Origin of the sequence: Pseudoalteromonas sp. B62 (genome assembly GCF_037162565.1) — a bacterium.
Classification (GTDB): domain Bacteria; phylum Pseudomonadota; class Gammaproteobacteria; order Enterobacterales; family Alteromonadaceae; genus Pseudoalteromonas; species Pseudoalteromonas fuliginea.
On sequence record NZ_JARLVB010000002.1, the window covers coordinates 914223 to 935202 of the forward strand.

The following is a 20980-nucleotide window of genomic DNA, read 5'->3' on the forward strand; positions in this document are numbered from 1 at the left end:
GACCATGTCACAATGCCAGAAAAATCGTTAATATAGAAAACCACCAATTTATTGAGTCTTTTAAATCACCAATTCGCCCATCAAAACCAGTAAATTTATTAGCTTGTAGATTCTTTTGCGCGTCAAGTTGAGATTGGAATCTAGATAGTTGAATTGTTAGCGCTTGCTGCGCCGCTTCTAGGGTTTTAATATCATTACCGAGTGTTTTTTGTTGCTGTAGTTTTTCATCCAAACTAGCAAGTTGGCTGTGCATACTAAATAATTGCTGGTATACCAAATCATGGTTATTTTGCGTAGTAGGCAACGAAGGAGCTTTAGTTACAGGAGGTGTGACTTGTGTGGCTGCGACAATATTTACGTTCAGCAAAGTCGATAAAAATAAAAAAGTAAGATTAAACGCATCCATCATCCCTAAAAAACAAGCCCGTTTGGCCAATACTAAATCGATAAATTATTGTAACCCTATTAATTTAACTGAGTTTAACAATACATACCATCTAAAATACTCACCTGTAAAATAGTTTAAACGGGTGATTATAGCGCTGTTTATAACATTTCCTATGTTAAGCTAACCGCCTTTTGGTTAACTGCATTTATATTACGGAGTAGTTTTTTACGTGTTTTTAAATCGATATATCGGCATTTTGCCACTGATTTTTATTTTATCTGGCTGTGAGACAACACCAGAGCAACCAGCCCCTAAAACAATTATTAAAGCTAAGCCTGTTATTAATCAACAAAGTAAAGCAATTGAACAAATCGCGCCTTTAAATCCTAAAGAACTGGACGATGTTTGGCAACGTATTCGCGCACAGCTAAGTTTTGCTAATTCAAACCACCCCGATGTGAACAAGCGCATTGCTTGGTACTTATCTCACCCTAATTATATGGATGAAATAAGCCGCCGCGCTACACCCTATCTTTATCATATAGTGACTGAAATAGAAAAACGAGATTTACCAATAGAGCTGGCATTAATGCCACTTATTGAAAGCGATTTTGATGCAAGCGCCTATTCTCATAAACATGCGTCTGGTCTATGGCAGTTAACGCCCTCTATTGCTAAGTATTTTAAAGTAAAAATTTCACCTTGGTATGACGGTAGACAAGACGTGATCGACAGTACCCGTGCAGCATTGGATTTTATGGAGTATTTATACAAACGTTTCGATGGCGATTGGTATCATGCTATTGCGGCTTATAATTTAGGTGAAGGCCGCGTTTTAAGATCAATTAAAAACAATAAAAGGCAGGGTAAGCCAACCGATTTCTTCAGCTTGAAACTACCTAAACAAACAAGTCAATATGTCCCTAAGTTACTTGCTGCAGCCCAACTACTCAAAAGCCAAAAAATGGTATTTCCTGCGATAGCAAACAAAAATACCATTGCGGTAATACCAGTTTCGGGATCCGTAATCATAGATAACAAAGAGAAGTGGCAACAACTCGAATCATTAAATTACGGTGTAATCCGCTTTCCAGCAGTTATTGATGCGCCTCATATCGTTGTTCTTGCCGATGAGCAAATAGAGTTTAAAGCAATGCTCGCAAATCAAAAAAGTAGTGATTACAGTCAATGGCAACACTACACCATTCAATCTGGCGACAGCCTCAGTGTCATAGCTAAACGCCATGCAATAACAGTTAATCAGTTAAAGGCCTTTAACAATCTAAAAAGCAATCGTATTCGCGCAGGGAAAAAGCTGATACTCCCAAGAAATCGAGCATAAAGTTAAATCAGGCGAAAGCTTATGGAAAATAGCTAAGTATTACAAAGTCAGTATTAATAAACTAAAACAATGGAATAACCTTTCAAGTGACCATTTAAAAATAGGTAAAAAACTTACTGTATTCTTATCTAATAGCTAACTACTTGGCTGATTATTAAATATATGGGCTGATGATTTTATCAGCCCATATACCCTTCAATGCGTATTCTCATTACTTTGATCACCGATTCTCATCAGCTTTGATCGCTTGATTTATCATTTTGTAGAGCCATTTTTAAATTAACTTAACTGATCATCATCAGTCAATTCATTTAACTGTTTTCGTATCGATTCTCCTTTTAAATTCAACTTAATTGCACCATGAATCAGCCTATCTAAAATAGCATCAGCATGCGTTGATTCACCGATCATTTGGTGCCAATTTTCCTGTGGTAACTGACTAATGATGATGTGTGATTTATAACCATATCTAGCATCGATTAATTCAAGTAAGTCACTTCGTTGCTGAGCACTGAGTGGCTCTAGCCCCCAATCGTCTAAAATAAGTAAGTCGTATTTAATGAGTTTACCCAATAATTTTCGATAACTGCCATCGGCCTGTGCTAGAAATAGACTTTCAAGTAATTCTTTTAATCGAATATAGAAGACACTTTTCCCTTGTAAACAGTGCTCGTGACCCAAGGCACACGCGAGGTAGGTTTTGCCACAGCCTGTGGCGCCTGTAATTAATATATTCTGATGTAAACTCAGCCAGGTGCTTTGGCTGAGGCTACGTATTTGTGCTTTATCTAGATTGCGCTTCGGCGAGTAAATGAGTTGATTTAACTGACCCGGTACGCGGAATTTTGCTTGTCGCACTAGTCGCTCTATTTTTCTTTGGTCACGCGTATCAATTTCATGCGTTAGCAATAAACTGACGCGCTCTATAAAGCTTTGTTCTTGATATAGGTTTGGCTGTTCAAGCTGCTGCTTGAGTGCTTGCTTTATACCCGATAACTTGAGCAGTTGAAGTTGCTGATTAATTGTTTCTATCATGTTTGCATTCCTTAATGGTAGTAATCTGTGCCACGTATGTTGCTATGTGTAATTGGCTTTTCTGGCTCTGTTTGGAGTGTGGGTAATGGTTGTTGGTCTAACCCTTTTTGCAGCATTTGCTTAATAGATCTGAGTGTGGTCGTATTCATGCAAATTGCTCGGTAGCATGCTCGCTCGAGGCGTTCCTTTGAATACGTTTTAGCTAAACTTAACACCCCTAAACAAGTGCGATAAGCTTGCTCTGGATGACGTTTGCTATTAAGCAATAATTCAACGACTTGATGAGTATAATCACCGATACTCAATGCCCATGAGCGTAAATTTATCGGTGACTGCTCATGCTGTTTTTGATGCGCCTTTGGCATATGATGTGTCTGTGTCGTATGTCCGCCTAAACGGTTTGAGCGTGGATGCTGTGCTATTAAAGTACCGTCATAATAAAGCTGCACGAGTTGATTGGATATGTGTGCGCGTAATTGTTTTTTAACCCACAGATAAGGCACGCTGTAGTAATGTTTTTCTATTTCAACATGGTAATCAATATGCACACGCACTGTTTTGATTTGTGTATATTGATAGGGCTTTTCAGGCAATGGCTTTAATGCGTTTTTATCCACCATATCAAATAGCTGTTTACGTGATTGTTGATATTGCTTCATCACCTTATTGTTCATCATATCCAGTAGCTTTGCTATTTCATGATTGAGTTGCGCTAAGCTGTGGAAGGTTTGGTTACGTAAGCGTGCCATGATCCAACGCTCAACAATTTGTACGCCCACTTCAGCCTTCGATTTATCTTTGGGTTTATAAGGTCTAGCCGGAATGACAGCAACGTTAAAGTACTCGGCTAACTGGTAGTACGTCGGATTTAAATCAGGCTCGTAGCGACAGGTTTTACTGACAGCACTTCTGAGATTGTCGGGAATAACAACGTCAGGAACGCCGCCTAAAAATTCAAAGCAACGCGCATGACTCATTACCCAATCTTCAAGTTGCTGACTATACGTTGCTTCAGCATAGGTATAATTTGATGCACCTAGCACAGCAACGAATATCTGAGCAGTGCGTTTTTCCTGTGTCGTCGGACAAGTAATGGTAATTGTGGGACCACAATAATCCACAAACAGCTTTTCACCCCCTTTATGCTGCTGACGCATTGAGAGTCGTTGCGTACCTAACCATTGTTTATAAGCTCGGCAGAAGTGACTGTAGCTGTAATAAGACTCACCCATTTTTTCAAGTAACTCATCAAACACGAGCTGTAATGTTAGGTGTTTATGTTGTTTTAAGTCTTTATTGATATTTAACCAGTCAGGCGTTGGGTGTCTTTTTTTACGCGTTGAGAAGCGCTTGAGTTTGGTGTTGAAAAATGTATTTTGCTGTTTATCCTCAGGTATTGGCCATTGATTTAAGCCTAACTCATTGGCCTTTTTAAGGTAATTAGCCACAGTACCAGGTGAAATATTTAAACTTCTGGCAATCTCTCGATGGGATAATTGTGCTGAGTACTTCAGCCGTAAAATGGAATGTAATTTACTCATAGATATAGGTCTTGTTGTCATTGTTGTTATCCTCATCAAACGATTCAGATAACGGTTTAACACACCTACAAAAATGATAAAACGTGAACTCGGTTACGAGTGGTATTAAGCTTTGAACGGCAAAATCATTAAGAGCATAAAAGTGATCATTTACAAGTGATTTTAGTGATCAAAGCTTAATGAGAATAAGCGATCAAAGTTAATGCAATTGGGTGATCAAAGCAGGAGAGAATATGCACTTCAAAAAATGGTTTGATTATTTATCAATCATACCAATATAATTTATTAAGTGATTCGGTTTATCCATTTTTAAAATACATACATTCAAAACTGCAACATTTGAGCAAAACACATTTAATGCTCTACATACTTGCCCCACACAATACATAAGTTGTGACTGCAGGACCTCGAGTGAGTAATGTTCGCTATTCCCTTATATTTCAATTTTCTGCAGACGTAAAAAAGCCCGACTATTTCTAGTCGGGCTCTCTACAATTTGAAGCCTGGTAATGTCTTAGTGCCCACAGCGGTAGAAAGTCACATAACAAATGCTACACTATCATCGGTCGAAGCTTTGACTTCACTACTGAGTTCGGCATGGACTCTTGGCTATTTACTAAATCCCAGATAGCAAAAAACCCGTCACATTGCTGCAACGGGTTTCTTTAATTTGAAGCCTGGTAATGTCCTACTTTCACATAGCAAATGCTACACTATCATCGGCGCTGTTTCGTTTCACTACTGAGTTCGGCATGGGATCAGGTGGGTCCAAAACGCTATTGTCACCAAGCAAATATGGTGCAAAGAATTAATGACAAGCACGTAGTGCTCTCATTTTCTTTGCGCAAGGTGCCTCAATGTTAACGCTACGCGCTAAGAGTCACCTCTTGAATTTGGAAAATATCTGATAATATTTTTTAAGTCTTTTTAAGTAATATCTACTTTAGTCATATTAACTTCTTCGCGTGTTTCACTATCACATAAAACGCGTTTGGCGTTGTATGGTTAAGCCTCACGGGTAATTAGTACAAGTTAGCTTAATGGCTCACACCACTTCCACATCTTGCCTATCAACGTTGTAGTCTTCAACGGCCCTTCAGAGACTTTAAAAGTCTAGTGAGAACTCATCTCGAGGCCTGCTTCGCGCTTAGATGCTTTCAGCGCTTATCAGTTCCGAACGTAGCTACCGGGCAATGCCATTGGCATGACAACCCGAACACCAGCGGTTCGTTCACTCCGGTCCTCTCGTACTAGGAGCAACCCCTCTCAATTCTCAAACGCCCACGGCAGATAGGGACCGAACTGTCTCACGACGTTCTAAACCCAGCTCGCGTACCACTTTAAATGGCGAACAGCCATACCCTTGGGACCGACTTCAGCCCCAGGATGTGATGAGCCGACATCGAGGTGCCAAACACCGCCGTCGATATGAACTCTTGGGCGGTATCAGCCTGTTATCCCCGGAGTACCTTTTATCCGTTGAGCGATGGCCCTTCCATTCAGAACCACCGGATCACTATGACCTACTTTCGTACCTGCTCGACGTGTCTGTCTCGCAGTTAAGCTGGCTTCTACCATTACACTAACCGTACGATGTCCGACCGTACTTAGCCAACCTTCGTGCTCCTCCGTTACTCTTTAGGAGGAGACCGCCCCAGTCAAACTACCCACCAGGCACTGTCCGTAACCCCGATTCAGGGGCCAACGTTAGAACATCAAAACTACAAGGGTGGTATTTCAAGGTTGACTCCAACAAAACTAGCGTCTCATCTTCAAAGTCTCCCACCTATCCTACACATGTAGGTTCAATGTTCAGTGCCAAGCTGTAGTAAAGGTTCACGGGGTCTTTCCGTCTAGCCGCGGGTACACAGCATCTTCACTGCGATTTCAATTTCACTGAGTCTCGGGTGGAGACAGCGTGGCCATGGTTACACCATTCGTGCAGGTCGGAACTTACCCGACAAGGAATTTCGCTACCTTAGGACCGTTATAGTTACGGCCGCCGTTTACCGGGGCTTCGATCAAGAGCTTCTCCCTAAGGATAACCCCATCAATTAACCTTCCGGCACCGGGCAGGTGTCACACCGTATACGTCATCTTGCGATTTTGCACAGTGCTGTGTTTTTAATAAACAGTCCCAGCCACCTGGTCACTGCGGCTCCCGTCCGCTTAGAGAGCAAGTCTCATCACAGATAGGAGCGTACCTTCTCCCGAAGTTACGGTACGATTTTGCCTAGTTCCTTCACCCGAGTTCTCTCAAGCGCCTTAGTATTCTCTACCTGACCACCTGTGTCGGTTTGGGGTACGATTCCATATAATCTGAAGCTTAGAGGCTTTTCCTGGAAGTATGGCATCAGCAACTTCATCACCGTAGTGACTCGTCTCGTGTCTCAGGTTTAGTGTTCGTCCGGATTTACCTAAACAAACGCCCTACTCACTTTCACATAGACTACCAACGCTATGCTTGCTTAGCCTGCTCCGTCCCCCCATCGCAATTATATCGAGTACAGAAATATTAATCTGTTTCCCATCGACTACGCCTTTCGGCCTCGCCTTAGGGGTCGACTTACCCTACCCTGATTAACATGGGATAGGAACCCTTGGTCTTCCGGCGTGGGAGTTTTTCACTCCCATTATCGTTACTCATGTCAGCATTCGCACTTCTGATACGTCCAGCATACCTCCCGGTACACCTTCAACCGCTTACAGAACGCTCCCCTACCACTCAGAATAAATTCTGAATCCGCAGCTTCGGTGCATAGTTTAGCCCCGTTACATCTTCCGCGCAGACCGACTCGACCAGTGAGCTATTACGCTTTCTTTAAAGGATGGCTGCTTCTAAGCCAACCTCCTGGCTGTCTGGGCCTTTCCACATCGTTTCCCACTTAACTATGACTTTGGGACCTTAGCTGGCGGTCTGGGTTGTTTCCCTCTTCACGACGGACGTTAGCACCCGCCGTGTGTCTCCCGGATATTACTTTACGGTATTCGGAGTTTGCAAAGGGTTGGTAAGTCGGGATGACCCCCTAGCCTTAACAGTGCTCTACCCCCGTAAGTATTCGTCCGAGGCTCTACCTAAATAGATTTCGGGGAGAACCAGCTATCTCCCGGTTTGATTAGCCTTTCACTCCTAGCCACAGGTCATCCCCTAACTTTTCAACGTTAGTGGGTTCGGTCCTCCAGTTGATGTTACTCAACCTTCAACCTGCCCATGGCTAGATCACCGGGTTTCGGGTCTATACCTTGCAACTATTCGCCCAGTTAAGACTCGGTTTCCCTACGGCTACCCTATTCGGTTAACCTCGCTACAAAATATAAGTCGCTGACCCATTATACAAAAGGTACGCAGTCACCCAACAAGTGGGCTCCTACTGCTTGTACGTACACGGTTTCAGGTTCTATTTCACTCCCCTCACAGGGGTTCTTTTCGCCTTTCCCTCACGGTACTGGTTCACTATCGGTCAGTTGGGAGTATTTAGCCTTAGATGATGGTCCACCTATATTCAGTCAAAGTTTCACGTGCTCCGACCTACTCGATTTCACTTAAAATGTCTTTTCATGTACGGGACTATCACCCTGTATCGTGGCACTTTCCAGAGCCTTCCATTAACACATAATAAGCTTAAGGGCTGTTCCGATTTCGCTCGCCGCTACTTTCGGAATCTCGGTTGATTTCTTTTCCTACGGGTACTTAGATGTTTCAGTTCTCCGCGTTCGCCTCGTTAACCTATGTATTCAGTTAACGATACCTGCAAGCAGGTGGGTTTCCCCATTCGGAAATCCTAGTCTCAAGCGCTTTTTACTAGCTTGACTAGGCTTATCGCAAGTTAATACGTCCTTCATCGCCTCCAACTGCCAAGGCATCCACCGTGTACGCTTAGTCACTTAACCATACAACCCAAACGGGTCTTTGTTTTGTGACAGTTTAACTTCGCCAGAAGTCAATATTGAATACTAAAGTAGATACCAATCAATCAACGTAAAACGTTAATTAAATGGCACTGAATGGTACTGCTACCATTGTTTTTTTACTTTTGAAAACTCTTGATAAATACACTGTATCTATCAGAATTCTATTATCAGCTTTTCCAAATTTTTAAAGAGCAAGAGATACAAAAACCTCTCAAAATTAAACACACTCTATTCTCAGGCGGTTAATGGCCCGATAAAGAATATTTATTTTTAAGAAGTAAAAGTGGTGGAGCTAAGCAGGATCGAACTGCTGACCTCCTGCGTGCAAGGCAGGCGCTCTCCCAGCTGAGCTATAGCCCCACATATGCTGGTACTTACTGTTTTAACCATCTTCTTGATTAGACAAGAAGTGGTGGGTCTGAGTAGATTTGAACTACCGACCTCACCCTTATCAGGGGTGCGCTCTAACCAGCTGAGCTACAGACCCAAAACAATAAGTGTTGTTCTCTTTACAATAACAATCATCTGTGTGGACACTACGAACAAATAAGTTCTAAATCGTATAAGGAGGTGATCCAGCCCCAGGTTCCCCTAGGGCTACCTTGTTACGACTTCACCCCAGTCATGAATCACTCCGTGGTAAACGTCCTCCCGAGGGTTAGACTATCTACTTCTGGAGCAACCCACTCCCATGGTGTGACGGGCGGTGTGTACAAGGCCCGGGAACGTATTCACCGCGTCATTCTGATACGCGATTACTAGCGATTCCGACTTCATGGAGTCGAGTTGCAGACTCCAATCCGGACTACGACGCACTTTAAGTGATTCGCTTACCTTCGCAGGTTCGCAGCACTCTGTATGCGCCATTGTAGCACGTGTGTAGCCCTACACGTAAGGGCCATGATGACTTGACGTCGTCCCCACCTTCCTCCGGTTTATCACCGGCAGTCTCCTTAGAGTTCTCAGCATTACCTGCTAGCAACTAAGGATAGGGGTTGCGCTCGTTGCGGGACTTAACCCAACATCTCACAACACGAGCTGACGACAGCCATGCAGCACCTGTATCAGAGTTCCCGAAGGCACCAAACCATCTCTGGTAAGTTCTCTGTATGTCAAGTGTAGGTAAGGTTCTTCGCGTTGCATCGAATTAAACCACATGCTCCACCGCTTGTGCGGGCCCCCGTCAATTCATTTGAGTTTTAACCTTGCGGCCGTACTCCCCAGGCGGTCTACTTAATGCGTTAGCTTTGAAAAACAGAACCGAGGCTCCGAGCTTCTAGTAGACATCGTTTACGGCGTGGACTACCGGGGTATCTAATCCCGTTTGCTCCCCACGCTTTCGTACATGAGCGTCAGTGTTGACCCAGGTGGCTGCCTTCGCCATCGGTATTCCTTCAGATCTCTACGCATTTCACCGCTACACCTGAAATTCTACCACCCTCTATCACACTCTAGTTTGCCAGTTCGAAATGCAGTTCCCAGGTTGAGCCCGGGGCTTTCACATCTCGCTTAACAAACCGCCTGCGTACGCTTTACGCCCAGTAATTCCGATTAACGCTCGCACCCTCCGTATTACCGCGGCTGCTGGCACGGAGTTAGCCGGTGCTTCTTCTGTCAGTAACGTCACAGCTAGCAGGTATTAACTACTAACCTTTCCTCCTGACTGAAAGTGCTTTACAACCCGAAGGCCTTCTTCACACACGCGGCATGGCTGCATCAGGCTTGCGCCCATTGTGCAATATTCCCCACTGCTGCCTCCCGTAGGAGTCTGGGCCGTGTCTCAGTCCCAGTGTGGCTGATCATCCTCTCAAACCAGCTAGGGATCGTCGCCTTGGTGAGCCATTACCTCACCAACTAGCTAATCCCACTTGGGCCAATCTAAAGGCGAGAGCCGAAGCCCCCTTTGGTCCGTAGACATTATGCGGTATTAGCAGTCGTTTCCAACTGTTGTCCCCCACCTCAAGGCATGTTCCCAAGCATTACTCACCCGTCCGCCGCTCGTCAGCAAAGTAGCAAGCTACTCTCTGTTACCGCTCGACTTGCATGTGTTAGGCCTGCCGCCAGCGTTCAATCTGAGCCATGATCAAACTCTTCAATTAAAAAGTTTTATGTCTTTCGACAGCTCAATGAATTCTGAATTTTTTAATATCTTTCGATATTGAATTGACTGTGCCGAATAATTACCGAAATAACTATTCTGTTGGTCACTCAGTTTTCAATTGAGACTCTAATTTTTTTGCCTCGTTACTTGCTCAATAAAGAACGAAGTAGCTTGGCTGTTAGAACTCAATCTGTACGAGTGCCCACACAGATGATTGCTTTATATTGTTAAAGAACGTTTTGAGTCGCTTTAGCGTCTCAAGGGATGAGAATAATACACCCTTTATTTTTCGAGTCAATACTTTGTTTTAAACTTTCTTTTTAGAAGATTTAAAACCGAAGTTTTATTTAACTCTCTGAGTAGTTCGTGCCTCGCTATGCTTCAGCGTTTCCCGTCTCAGTGGGGTCGCATTATAGGGAGAACAGATTTTTACGCAAGTACTTTTTTAAAGAAAAAGTAAAAAAAGATGCTGTTCGGTCAGTATCTGAACTAAACACCCTGAAACTGATAGTTTTGTAACCAAACAGTGCACTGTATGGTACAAAAACCACCTTGCTGATACACTCAAAGCTAATAACTATTATCTAAAAGGTACTAAATATGGCAATCCGTTCTTATAAAGGTATAACACCTTCGTTTAATTCGTCTGTTTATATTGATGAGTCTTCAGTTTTGGTTGGTGATATTACTTTAGATGATAATAGTAGTGTGTGGCCGTTAGTAGCTGCACGTGGTGATGTTAACTATATACGTATTGGTAAGCGCTCCAATATACAAGATGGCAGTGTATTGCATTTATCTCGTGCAACTAAAAGCAACCCTGATGGTTATCCACTTATTATAGGTGACGATGTAACTGTTGGTCATAAGGTAATGCTGCACGGATGTGTATTAGGAAACCGTATACTAGTAGGTATGGGCGCTATTATTATGGATAACGTGGTTGTTGAAGACGATGTAATTATAGGTGGCGGCTCTTTAGTACCACCAAACAAACGTTTAGAGTCTGGTTACTTATATGTAGGAAGTCCGGCTAAGCAAGCCCGCCCTCTTACAGAGCAAGAACTTGCCTTTTTAAAAATATCTGCCGATAACTATGTGTCACTTAAAGATGAATACTTAGCTGAAATAGCTAATTTAAGTTAATAAACTTACTTCAATTTGGCCTGCCGAGTTATAGCTTTCTTCTTCGATAAGCTCCTCGGCACGTTCTTCATAATCAAAACGATACTGTTCAAAATATTCTGTTGCGTGACTTTCGTCTGTTAATTTAAGTGTATTTACTTCTATTATACATTCCACCAGCATGCCACTAACTTGTGCAAAAAAACTAGCTGATGATCGGGCTCTCTAAATTCGAGCCTATCTATAAACTGTATTGCCTGATTCATTTAAGCGTTCCTTGTTTGAGCGCATCCACTACGGGAAGTATTTCTGGCATTTTATTACGCCATACATAATATGCTTGAGCAGCTTGACCAACTAACATACCGCTGCCATCTAAAAGCTTAGCGTTAATATTATGCTGTGCAATCCAATTCATAAAAATGGTATTTTGCAGTGAATAAAACATGTCATAAGCGACTTCACAGTTAGTTATGTGTTTTTCATCAAGAGCTGGAAGTTCGTTATTCATACTGCTAGAGGTAGAGTTTATAATTAGTGAGTAATCGCTTACTGGTAAATCATCAAAACCAAAACCAGATACAGCTCCATATTGAATAAACAGTTTTGCGAGTTCTTTGGCTTTTTGTGCTGTGCGATTAACGATTATTATTTCCTGAGGGTTATGCTCTAGCAAAGGTAAAATAACGCCTCGAGCTGCACCGCCCGCGCCAATAATTAAAATACGTTTATCAGTTATGGCTACTTTATTAGCAAGTAAATCATTTACAAAGCCCACACCATCGGTGTTATCTCCGAGTAATGTGCCATCATCTCGTTTTTTTAATGTATTAACAGCCCCTACAATTTTAGCTAATGGCGTAAGCTCATCGGCCATTGCATAGGCTTGCTCTTTAAATGGCATTGTAACGTTAGCACCCACACCACCTTGCTCAAAAAAAGACAATACTGTTTTTTCAAAGTTATCGATAGGTGCTAATATTGCGCGATAGTCGATTTGCTCACCCAGTGATACAGCAAATTGTTTATGTATCGCGGGGGATTTTGAATGTTTAATTGGATTTCCAAAAACCGCATATTTGTCCATTTTAAAGCAACCTCTTTGCAGCTATATACTGCCTATTAACGATGATAAGTAATATGATTAAACGACTTTTTTCTAAATCTAAGCCAGCTCCTGAGCAACAGGATCCTACTCCTGAAAAAACACCGTATGAAATAATAGGTGGAGAGAAAGGGGCGCGTGCTATCTCCAATCGATTCTACGACATAATGGAGTCAGATGAATACGCTAAACCGTTATATGATATGCATCCTCTGCCATTAGATCGAATTCGCCAAGTATTTTTTGAATTTTTATCTGGTTGGTTAGGCGGGCCAAACCTATTTACTGAAAAACATGGCCAGCCAATGCTACGTAAAAGACATATGCCTTTTACTGTAGATAAAGCATTGCGCGATCAGTGGATGTACTGCATGAATAAAACGCTGGATATAGAAATAGACAATCCGTTGTTACGTGAAGGCTTAAAGCAATCATTCTCTCAACTAGCAACGCACATGATCAATCAGCATTAAATTTGTATTTAGCCACAATACAAAAAGGCGCTAATTAGCGCCTTTTGATTACTGTGTAATTTTTATAATTGCCATTCTCTGGCGATTAATTCATTAGACTGGCTAGTTAACCACTCTTGCGGGCGTAAGTAATACTGATATAGGTTAGCTTCTGGGCTACTTGGTTCTGGTTTATAATTATATTCCCAGCGTGCAAGTGGTGGCATAGACATTAATATAGACTCAGTGCGCCCGCCACTTTGTAGCCCAAACAACGTACCTCTATCCCACACTAGATTAAACTCAACGTAGCGTCCGCGACGATAAAGCTGAAAATCACGTTGTTGCTCTGTGTATTCATCATTTTTACGGCGTTCAATAATAGGTAAATAGGCACCTAAAAAGCCATTACCAACCGATTGCATAAACGCAAAGCTCTTTTCAAAACCAAGTTCGTTTAAGTCGTCAAAAAATAAACCGCCGACTCCGCGCGTCTCGTCTCTGTGCTTTAAATAAAAATACTCGTCGCACCATGTTTTGTATTTTGGATAAACTTCACTACCAAATGGTGCACAAATATCATGAGCAACTTGATGCCAATGCTGTACGTCTTCTAATACTGGATAGAAAGGAGTGAGATCAAACCCACCACCAAACCACCATATTGGCTCTTCGCCTTCTTTTTCAGCAATAAAAAAGCGCACATTGGCATGACTTGTTGGTACATGAGGGTTTTTAGGGTGAATAACTAACGACACACCACATGCATGAAAGCTGCGTCCTGCAAGCTCTGGCCTATGTGCTGTTGCCGAACCTGGCATTGAAGCGCCAAATACATGTGAGTAATTTACCCCACCTTGCTCTATCACTGTGCCATTAGTGGTTACACGTGTGCGGCCACCACCGCCCTCTGCTCGTTGCCAGTTATCTTCTATAAATTTAGCACTGCCATCTGCAGCCTCCAAACCTTGGCAAATAGTGTCTTGCAAAGCCATAAAGTATGCTTTTACTTGATCTAATAATTCGCTTTGCATATTAACCTCTAAATATTTTGCCAGTCATGGCGTCTTTTATCGTGCTTGGTTGAGTATTGCCACCTAATGGCTCATCAACGTAAAAGCCAACTTGTTCTGCAAATTGTGCTTTAGCTTGCTCAATACTAATGACCGTTTCTTGCCCTGTTAAGTTTGCACTCGTTGATACAAGCGGTTTGCCAAACTCTTGGCATAAACGTTTTACTGTTGGATGGTTAGTTACTCTTACTGCGATAGTATCAAACTGCCCAGTTAACCACTTGGGTGTATTTCTAGATGCAGGCATAACCCACGTAATTGCAGCAGGCCAACTCGAAAATATATCAGCGCGTTTATCCATAGGTATTTTTGCATCATTTACGTATTTTAATAATTGTCCGTAGTTATCAGCAATTAAAATAAGCCCTTTTTCAACCGGGCGTTGCTTAATAGCTAATAGTGCCTCAACGGCTTGTTGATTATCTGGATCACAACCTAAACCATATACAGCTTCTGTTGGGTATAAAATAACTTCGCCTTGCGTTAAGCACGTTATTGCAGTGGGCGTATTTGAAAGGTCTGACAAAGTAGTCTCCAGATATAATTAAACGTTATTCAGTTGGGGCGAGCTTATGCATGCAACTTTTTTGTGGGCATTGCAGTAATGTGCCGTTTGCCATATTTCTCTCTATGACGATGGGCCAGCCACATTCAGGACACGGGTGTTCGACCGGTTTATTATTAAGCGTGTATTTACAACTTGGATAGCAATCACAAGAATAAAATACTTTACCAAACTTATTACTGCGCGCGACTAAATGACCTTTTTTGCATTTAGGGCAACTAGGCAAAGTATCTTCGCTTTGCTTTTCTTCATTTTCGTTAGCAATGTAATGACACTCTGGATATCCCGTACACCCAATAAACATACCGTAGCGGCCATTTTTAACCACCAGCGGTTTGCTACACTCAGGACATGCTGAATCTTCTAATATTTTGATTTCGTTACTGTCGTGATGTGCCAGCGGCCTAATAAAGTCGCATTTGGGATAACTTGCGCATCCTAAAAAAGGGCCTGATTTACTATTGCGGATCACTAACTCTGAACCACACTGTGGGCATATCTCGTATTCTTTTTCGAGGGCGTGCTTGTTCGCCGAGAAAAGCGAATGGTCGATTTTACTCATGGTGATCCTAATAGGTTGGTGAATTTTCGCCTAATATACCCAAACCACTTAAAGATACAAGCAATGCCGTGCTTATCCTTTTAAGTAATTTGAGTACAATTAAGATAATTATCTCTAATGAAGAAGTTCGCTGGGTTCATCAAAAATCAAATCTTCCATTTGCTCATATGCCTCTTCAGAGCCTGGAACGTTAAACAAGATCATAAGTACAATCCACTTTAAGTCTTCTAGGCTTATAGTTGGTTTATCGAGAGAGGCTAAACAGTCCATTACCATCTCACGAGTTACATTGTTAATTACGCCTATTTGCTCAATAAAAATTAAAAAGCCACGACACTCAGCACTGAGCCTTTGGCATTCGCTATCGGTAAATATACGAACTGCATCTTTAGGATTATCAATAAGATAAGGAGACTCGTCGCTGTGTTGTAAATCGGCGAGTTGCTCTAACCAATCGAGTGCTTTAAATATCTCAGGCTTATTAAAACCCGCGCGCAGTAGCTCATCGGTTAACTCATTTTGCTCTGCAAATATATCTGCTTCGCTATGAATGTAATTTTCAAAAAGATATAAAAGAATATCAAACATATTACCTTCCTGCGCTTAACTTAATATAACCATCTAGGACGCGCTCAATCTGATCGTCTAATTCTAAATCGAGCAATCTAGCGAGTACTTTGTCTATTGGCCACCGAGCGCGACGCACAATGTCGTCTACACTGGTTACTTCAAAGCCAATACTATTTAAAACCTCACATTGAGAATTTGCCTGAATTGGCTGTTCTTTATTACATACGCTATTGTCGTAAGTAAAACTCACCTCATCAAGAATGTCAGCCACGTTTTCTACTAACTTAGCGCCTTGCTTTATTAAAAAGTGACTTGCCTGTGCTAGCGGGTTTTTAATAGAACCTGGTACTGCAAATACCTCTTTATTTTGTTCAAGCGCATAACGTACTGTAATTAACGAACCGCTTTTGATTTCAGCCTCAACAATGAGCACTCCCAACGATAACCCAGAAATAATACGATTACGGCGCGGAAAGTTATGAGCATGAGCAGCTGTTCCTGGTAAAAACTCACTCACCAGCAGGCCGCTTTCTAACACTTGGTCTGTTAATAGTTTATGGCGTTTAGGATAGTAAATATCAACCCCAGTACCAAGCACAGCTATGGTTTTACCCGTACCAGCAAGAGAGCCCTTATGTGCTGCTCCATCTATTCCCCGCGCCATACCTGAGGTAACTGTAATCCCCGCCAAAGTTAACTCGTATGCAAATTCTGATGCTATTTCAAGCCCAGTAGGTGTGGCATTACGACTCCCTACAATTGCAATTTGTGGGGTAGATAGTAACGAGACATCACCCCTACAAAATAGTAATAAAGGGGCACTGGCAATCTGCCGGAGATCTTCTGGATAAAGCGCATCAAAAATACAGACTACGGTAATGCCCTGCTGCGCAATTAATTGCTCATAATGGCTGATTTGTTGCCAATTAGTGTTGAGTAAATTACTCGCTTGATTAGCGGTTAATCCTAGCTGTAAAAGCTTGTCATGAGGTAAGTCGAATAACGACCCAAGGGAATAGTTTGTAGATAGTGCTAAAAGGGTTTTTATACCCAACCCTTTACACATATAAAAGGCAAGCCAGTGGGCTAGCTTGCCAGATGACTGATCCATGCTCTCTCCTAGAGCACCGACTCGCTACTTCTTAATGAATAACTGCAATATCTCCAATGCGAATTGGGTGCTGGTTTTTAGTTATTAACGCATAACTTACTTTGTCATACACTTTAAAGACAATTAGCTCGCCAACTTTTTCTTTAGGCATAGTCCAAACGGTACTGTTTTCGTCTGCTTCTAAGCCTAAAAACTCACTGGTGTCTGATACCAGTTTTTCAAAGCTACTGGAGTCTTCAGGATAACGAGGCCCTCGCCGTCCATCAATTACACCTGGTGATTGACGTTCAATATCTAATATGTGGCCTGGTTCTACTTGTTGTTCTGAACCTAAGTTTAGCACCACAATGTCCATCGTGCTGAATTCCCTACTGTGATTAGCAGAAGCAATGACCGCACCTTCAACAGGTTGTTTAGGTCGGTGCATATTAAAGTATGCTGGCAACATTTGTCCCTGCATTAGCGGTAATAAAAAATCGCCTTGTTTAATTTCACGCTTAACCGACTCAACCCTTACTGAAGCTGGCACGCCGCTGTTGATATCCCCTCGCCTAAATACACGTACCACCCCAACAAAGCTTGCTTTATTAGCTAGTGCAGTATTTGTTTTAGGATCAACATAAGGTTCGCCTTTATGGTAAATGGCGTAAGCCTGATTTAATTTTAAATCGCCATTTATATATAAAATATGGCCCAGTGTCTGTGTTTTAGTATTTTGATTTGCGCCCAAAACATATGGCTTATTATCTATTTCGTCGCTATTAATTGCTTGCTCATACGTCAAGTAAGGTTTAATTAGTTCAAGTGGCAATGTTGTAACTGCATTTTTACCTTTAGGGGTAATACGCCCCTGCGGAGAAAGCTTTCTGTATGCTTTATTTATCACTAAACGAGGTTTTCCGTCTGCATCGTAAACTAATGTTAGCGCATCCCCTGGGTAAATAAGATTTGGGTTGTTTATTTGAGGATTCATTTGCCATAATTCTGGCCATAGCCAAGGTTTATTTAAATAAATACCAGAGATATCCCAGAGCGTGTCTCCTTTTTTTACAACATACTGTTTTGGCGCGTCTTTTTTTATTTCCAACACATCTGCAACTGCCGGAAAAGCAGCACTTAATGCAAGCATGATTGCAACTAACGGGGATCTCATTGAGCTTCCTTGTATTGTTTTTTCATTATTATTGCCCAAAACCTGTTAAAGGTGAACGTGAATGGCTAAAATAAGAGCATACAATACCCTAAATTAAGCACAAGTGAAAAAGGTAACTATGGCTAGGTTAGAAGTTTTAAGGTTTCCAGATGAACGTTTACGTACAATAGCAAAAGAAGTTGCTCAAGTTGACGATACAGTACGCCAAATTGTTAAAGATATGCTGGAAACTATGTATGATGAAAATGGTATAGGGCTTGCTGCTACACAAGTAGATATCCATCAACGAATTGTTGTTATTGACGTATCAGAAGAGCGTGATGAGCCACTGGTATTAATTAATCCACAAATCATCAAAAAAGATGGCTCAACTATTAGCGAAGAAGGCTGTTTATCAGTACCTAACTCGTATGCAAAAGTTGACCGCGCAGAAACAGTAACAGTCTCTGCACTTAACGAAAACGGCGAAGAATTTGTACTAGATGCAGACGAACTGCTGGCCATTTGTATTCAACACGAACTAGATCACCTTCAAGGTAAGCTATTCATTGATTACTTATCTCCATTAAAGCGCCAACGTATTCGTAAAAAGCTTGAAAAAGAAGCCAAGTTTGCAGAACAGTAATAAGCACCTTAGGAAAACTCAGTGACTCAACCATTACGCATTATATTTGCCGGTACGCCGGATTTTGCCGCACGTCATTTACAAGCGCTAATACAAAGCGAACATCAAATAGTGGGGGTATATAGCCAGCCAGACCGCCCTGCCGGTCGTGGTAAAAAATTAAAAGCCAGTGAAGTAAAAGCGCTAGCGCTTGAGCACAACTTACCGGTTTTTCAGCCACAGTCATTAAAAAATGATGAAGCACTAGCAGAGCTAACAAGATTAAATGCCGACATTATGATTGTTGTAGCGTATGGCTTAATTTTACCTAAAGCTATTTTAGAAGCTCCACGTTTAGGTTGTTTAAATGTGCATGGTTCTATATTACCGCGCTGGCGCGGTGCTGCACCTATTCAACGCGCAATTTGGGCTGGTGATGAACAAACCGGCGTAACAATAATGCAAATGGATGAAGGGCTAGATACCGGCGATATGCTACATATAAGCCGCTGCCCTATTAGCACGACAGAAACTAGCGCTAGTTTATATACCAAGCTTGCTGAGCTAGGTCCAGATGCGTTAATTGAAACCATTAATAAATTAGCTAATGGTGAGATCACGCCTGAACCTCAAAACGATGAACTTGCTAACTACGCTAAAAAGCTTTCTAAAGAGGAAGCTAATATAGACTGGTCCATGAGTGCGCTGCAAATTGAGCGAAACATTCGCTCTTTTAACCCATGGCCTGTGTGCTTTACTCAAATGAGTGGGCAAACAGTAAAGATTTATCAAGCGCAGGTTACCTCGCAATCAGGTAATCCTGGGCAAATTTTATCAAGCGACAAAAATGGCGTAGTAGTGGCGTGTGGTGAACATGCTTTATGTATTACGCAATTACAACCGCAAGGTAAAAAACCAATGGCAATTAACGACTTTTTAAATGGTCGTAGTGACTGGGTTACCCCTGGCACAGTATTAGGCGAAAACAATGAGTAATGTTCAAAACGTACGAGCGCTTGCCGCTGAAACTTTATATAACGTAGTTGATAAAGGCGCTTCGCTTAATCAAGAACTGCCATTTGCTAGCCAAGGCTTACCACCAAAAGACAAAGCGCTACTACAACAAATTTGTTATGGCGTTTTACGCTACTTACCTAGCCTTGAAAACTACTGCCAACATTTAGTGGAAGATCCACTAAAAGGTAAACGCAGAATATTTCAATTTTTATTATATGTAGGTATTTATCAACTACAACACATGCGTGTACCGCCGCACGCAGCAATATCTGAAACTGTAAATGCACTTGCTCAATTACGTGCTTTAGGTTTAAAAGGGCTTATTAACGCTATATTACGTAGTTTTCAACGCCAGCAAATTGAGCTTGAAGAAAAAGCGAAGCTTATCCCTGTGTGTTTATACAACCACCCTAATTGGTTTATCAAACAAGTAAAAGAGGCCTACCCAGATAGTTGGGAAGACATACTTGCAGAAAACCAACAACAAGCACCTATGTGGTTACGTGTGAATCAAGCACAATATAGCACGCAAGAATACAGCGATATGCTAACGGCGAACGATATTGAACATACCTTAAATCCTGACTTTATAGACGGTATTAAGCTCGCTAAACCACGCGATGTATTTTCCTTACCAGAGTTTGATACAGGTGCATGTTCAGTACAAGATGCCGCAGCACAACTTGCAGCACGCTTTTTAGAGCCTAAAGCAGATGACACTATTTTAGATGCCTGTGCAGCACCTGGCGGAAAAACCTGTCACATATTAGAACTTGCTGACGCAGACGTACTTGCACTCGATAGCGACTCAACTCGACTTGAACGTGTTAAGCAAAACCTTACCCGTATTGGCTTAGGTGCAGACTTGCAATGTGGTGATGCCTCGCAACCACATACTTGGTGGGACGAAAAATTATTTGATCGTATTTTGCTTGATGTGCCTTGTTCGGCCACTGGTGTAATTCGCCGCCACCCTGACATAAAATGGTTACGTCGCGCATCAGACATCGAAGATTTAGCTAAGTTACAAGGTGATATACTCAATAGTATTTGGCCACTTTTAAAACCAGGTGGTACATTGGTATACGCTACATGTTCGGTTCTTCCACAAGAAAATCAGCAACAAGTAGCTAAGTTTTTAGCTAATAATGACGATGCAGAGCACATTCCTCTGCATGACAAAGACACCGTTACAATGCCAGGGTTACAGCTACTACCAGGCGAAAGCGATGGATTTTATTACGCTAAGCTAGTTAAAAAAATCTAAAATTAATGAACTGTAAATTAGCCATTTTTATAATTTAAAAATGGCTCTTAATTGCTA

The 20980-nt window shown here is 41.9% G+C and carries 15 protein-coding genes, 2 tRNA genes, 3 rRNA genes and 2 pseudogenes; 6 read left to right on the forward strand and 16 right to left on the reverse strand.

Going from position 1 to position 20980, the window contains the following annotated elements; genetic code table 11:
* Positions 1-7 precede the first annotated feature (7 nt).
* A complete protein-coding gene (locus tag P4S71_RS08555) occupies positions 8-436 on the reverse strand; it encodes a hypothetical protein (protein WP_337150474.1) in 429 nt (142 codons plus the stop codon).
* A gap of 181 nt (positions 437-617) precedes the next feature.
* On the opposite strand from P4S71_RS08555, the pseudogene P4S71_RS08560 reads away from it, so the two are divergent.
* Positions 618-1869, forward strand: a pseudogene (locus P4S71_RS08560) (LysM peptidoglycan-binding domain-containing protein).
* Between the two features lie 140 nt (positions 1870-2009).
* On the opposite strand, the gene istB reads toward P4S71_RS08560, so the two are convergent.
* From istB to P4S71_RS08595, 7 genes are all read right to left on the reverse strand, one after another.
* Positions 2010-2765, reverse strand: coding sequence for an IS21-like element helper ATPase IstB (istB, locus tag P4S71_RS08565; protein WP_076923272.1), 756 nt, complete (start codon positions 2763-2765; stop codon positions 2010-2012).
* Positions 2766-2776: 11 nt separating this feature from the next.
* Complete coding sequence (gene istA, locus P4S71_RS08570) at positions 2777-4327, reverse strand: IS21 family transposase (RefSeq protein ID WP_337149780.1); 1551 nt, start codon at positions 4325-4327, stop codon at positions 2777-2779.
* Between the two features lie 654 nt (positions 4328-4981).
* Positions 4982-5096, reverse strand: a 5S ribosomal RNA gene (gene rrf, locus P4S71_RS08575).
* Positions 5097-5307: 211 nt separating this feature from the next.
* Positions 5308-8197: ribosomal RNA gene (locus P4S71_RS08580) — 23S ribosomal RNA — on the reverse strand.
* 305 nt (positions 8198-8502) lie between these two features.
* Positions 8503-8578, reverse strand: a tRNA-Ala gene (locus P4S71_RS08585).
* A gap of 50 nt (positions 8579-8628) precedes the next feature.
* A tRNA-Ile gene (locus P4S71_RS08590) sits at positions 8629-8705 on the reverse strand.
* A gap of 76 nt (positions 8706-8781) precedes the next feature.
* A 16S ribosomal RNA gene (locus P4S71_RS08595) occupies positions 8782-10317 on the reverse strand.
* The 16S, 23S and 5S rRNA genes sit together here with 2 tRNA genes alongside, the layout of an rRNA operon.
* Positions 10318-10919: 602 nt before the next feature.
* Here P4S71_RS08595 and P4S71_RS08600 point away from each other — a divergent pair.
* Positions 10920-11465, forward strand: coding sequence for a gamma carbonic anhydrase family protein (locus P4S71_RS08600; RefSeq protein WP_008138069.1), 546 nt, complete (start codon positions 10920-10922; stop codon positions 11463-11465).
* On the opposite strand, the pseudogene P4S71_RS08605 reads toward P4S71_RS08600, so the two are convergent.
* Together P4S71_RS08605 and aroE are read right to left on the reverse strand one after the other, a co-directional pair.
* Positions 11457-11710: pseudogene (locus tag P4S71_RS08605) on the reverse strand (DUF1488 family protein). The gene P4S71_RS08600 and the pseudogene P4S71_RS08605 sit on opposite strands and share 9 nt — an antisense overlap.
* Entirely contained in the window at positions 11707-12531 is an 825-nt protein-coding gene (gene aroE / locus P4S71_RS08610; RefSeq protein WP_149605220.1) for a shikimate dehydrogenase, read from the reverse strand. The pseudogene P4S71_RS08605 and the gene aroE overlap by 4 nt, the downstream one beginning before the upstream one ends.
* Before the next feature lie 53 nt (positions 12532-12584).
* Between aroE and P4S71_RS08615 the strand changes: the two genes are divergently transcribed.
* Complete coding sequence (locus P4S71_RS08615) at positions 12585-13022, forward strand: group II truncated hemoglobin (protein ID WP_337150475.1); 438 nt, start codon at positions 12585-12587, stop codon at positions 13020-13022.
* Positions 13023-13084: 62 nt separating this feature from the next.
* Here P4S71_RS08615 and hemF read toward each other — a convergent pair whose 3' ends face one another.
* The 6 genes from hemF to P4S71_RS08645 all read right to left on the reverse strand — a co-directional run bounded on the left by hemF (position 13085) and on the right by P4S71_RS08645 (position 18035).
* Positions 13085-14035, reverse strand: coding sequence for an oxygen-dependent coproporphyrinogen oxidase (gene hemF, locus P4S71_RS08620; protein ID WP_337150476.1), 951 nt, complete (start codon positions 14033-14035; stop codon positions 13085-13087).
* A 1-nt stretch (position 14036) separates the two neighbouring features.
* Positions 14037-14600: an L-threonylcarbamoyladenylate synthase gene (locus P4S71_RS08625; protein ID WP_337150477.1), complete on the reverse strand. Its 564-nt coding sequence runs from the start codon at positions 14598-14600 to the stop codon at positions 14037-14039.
* Positions 14601-14625: 25 nt separating this feature from the next.
* Complete coding sequence (locus P4S71_RS08630; RefSeq protein WP_337150478.1) at positions 14626-15201, reverse strand: DNA topoisomerase family protein; 576 nt, start codon at positions 15199-15201, stop codon at positions 14626-14628.
* Between the two features lie 114 nt (positions 15202-15315).
* Positions 15316-15789: a DUF494 family protein gene (locus tag P4S71_RS08635; RefSeq protein WP_337150479.1), complete on the reverse strand. Its 474-nt coding sequence runs from the start codon at positions 15787-15789 to the stop codon at positions 15316-15318.
* Between the two features lies 1 nt (position 15790).
* Positions 15791-16882, reverse strand: coding sequence for a DNA-processing protein DprA (gene dprA, locus P4S71_RS08640; RefSeq protein WP_170072877.1), 1092 nt, complete (start codon positions 16880-16882; stop codon positions 15791-15793).
* Positions 16883-16913: 31 nt separating this feature from the next.
* Complete coding sequence (locus tag P4S71_RS08645) at positions 16914-18035, reverse strand: LysM peptidoglycan-binding domain-containing protein (RefSeq protein WP_337150480.1); 1122 nt, start codon at positions 18033-18035, stop codon at positions 16914-16916.
* A 118-nt stretch (positions 18036-18153) separates the two neighbouring features.
* Between P4S71_RS08645 and def the strand changes: the two genes are divergently transcribed.
* Genes def through rsmB form a run of 3 tightly spaced genes read left to right on the forward strand, consistent with a single transcriptional unit; the run spans position 18154 to position 20923 of the window.
* Positions 18154-18660, forward strand: coding sequence for a peptide deformylase (gene def / locus P4S71_RS08650; protein WP_007377631.1), 507 nt, complete (start codon positions 18154-18156; stop codon positions 18658-18660).
* A gap of 21 nt (positions 18661-18681) precedes the next feature.
* Positions 18682-19635, forward strand: a complete 954-nt coding sequence (gene fmt / locus P4S71_RS08655; protein WP_337150481.1) for a methionyl-tRNA formyltransferase — start codon at positions 18682-18684, stop codon at positions 19633-19635.
* Positions 19628-20923 (forward strand): 16S rRNA (cytosine(967)-C(5))-methyltransferase RsmB, encoded by a 1296-nt coding sequence (rsmB, locus tag P4S71_RS08660; RefSeq protein WP_033040320.1) that lies wholly within the window; start codon positions 19628-19630, stop codon positions 20921-20923. Before fmt ends, rsmB begins: the two co-directional genes overlap by 8 nt.
* Positions 20924-20980: the final 57 nt, after the last annotated feature.

What these genes read in the sequence shown, in the direction of transcription:
- istA (WP_337149780.1), bottom strand. Translation starts at nt 4,327, where the DNA reads ATGACAACAAGACCTATATCTATGAGTAAATTACATTCCATTTTACGG.
- dprA (WP_170072877.1), bottom strand. Translation starts at nt 16,882, where the DNA reads ATGGATCAGTCATCTGGCAAGCTAGCCCACTGGCTTGCCTTTTATATG.
- istB (WP_076923272.1), bottom strand. Translation starts at nt 2,765, where the DNA reads ATGATAGAAACAATTAATCAGCAACTTCAACTGCTCAAGTTATCGGGT.
- def (WP_007377631.1), top strand. Translation starts at nt 18,154, where the DNA reads ATGGCTAGGTTAGAAGTTTTAAGGTTTCCAGATGAACGTTTACGTACA.
- aroE (WP_149605220.1), bottom strand. Translation starts at nt 12,531, where the DNA reads ATGGACAAATATGCGGTTTTTGGAAATCCAATTAAACATTCAAAATCC.
- P4S71_RS08645 (WP_337150480.1), bottom strand. Translation starts at nt 18,035, where the DNA reads ATGAGATCCCCGTTAGTTGCAATCATGCTTGCATTAAGTGCTGCTTTT.
- P4S71_RS08635 (WP_337150479.1), bottom strand. Translation starts at nt 15,789, where the DNA reads ATGTTTGATATTCTTTTATATCTTTTTGAAAATTACATTCATAGCGAA.
- P4S71_RS08630 (WP_337150478.1), bottom strand. Translation starts at nt 15,201, where the DNA reads ATGAGTAAAATCGACCATTCGCTTTTCTCGGCGAACAAGCACGCCCTC.
- P4S71_RS08600 (WP_008138069.1), top strand. Translation starts at nt 10,920, where the DNA reads ATGGCAATCCGTTCTTATAAAGGTATAACACCTTCGTTTAATTCGTCT.
- hemF (WP_337150476.1), bottom strand. Translation starts at nt 14,035, where the DNA reads ATGCAAAGCGAATTATTAGATCAAGTAAAAGCATACTTTATGGCTTTG.
- rsmB (WP_033040320.1), top strand. Translation starts at nt 19,628, where the DNA reads ATGAGTAATGTTCAAAACGTACGAGCGCTTGCCGCTGAAACTTTATAT.
- P4S71_RS08615 (WP_337150475.1), top strand. Translation starts at nt 12,585, where the DNA reads ATGATTAAACGACTTTTTTCTAAATCTAAGCCAGCTCCTGAGCAACAG.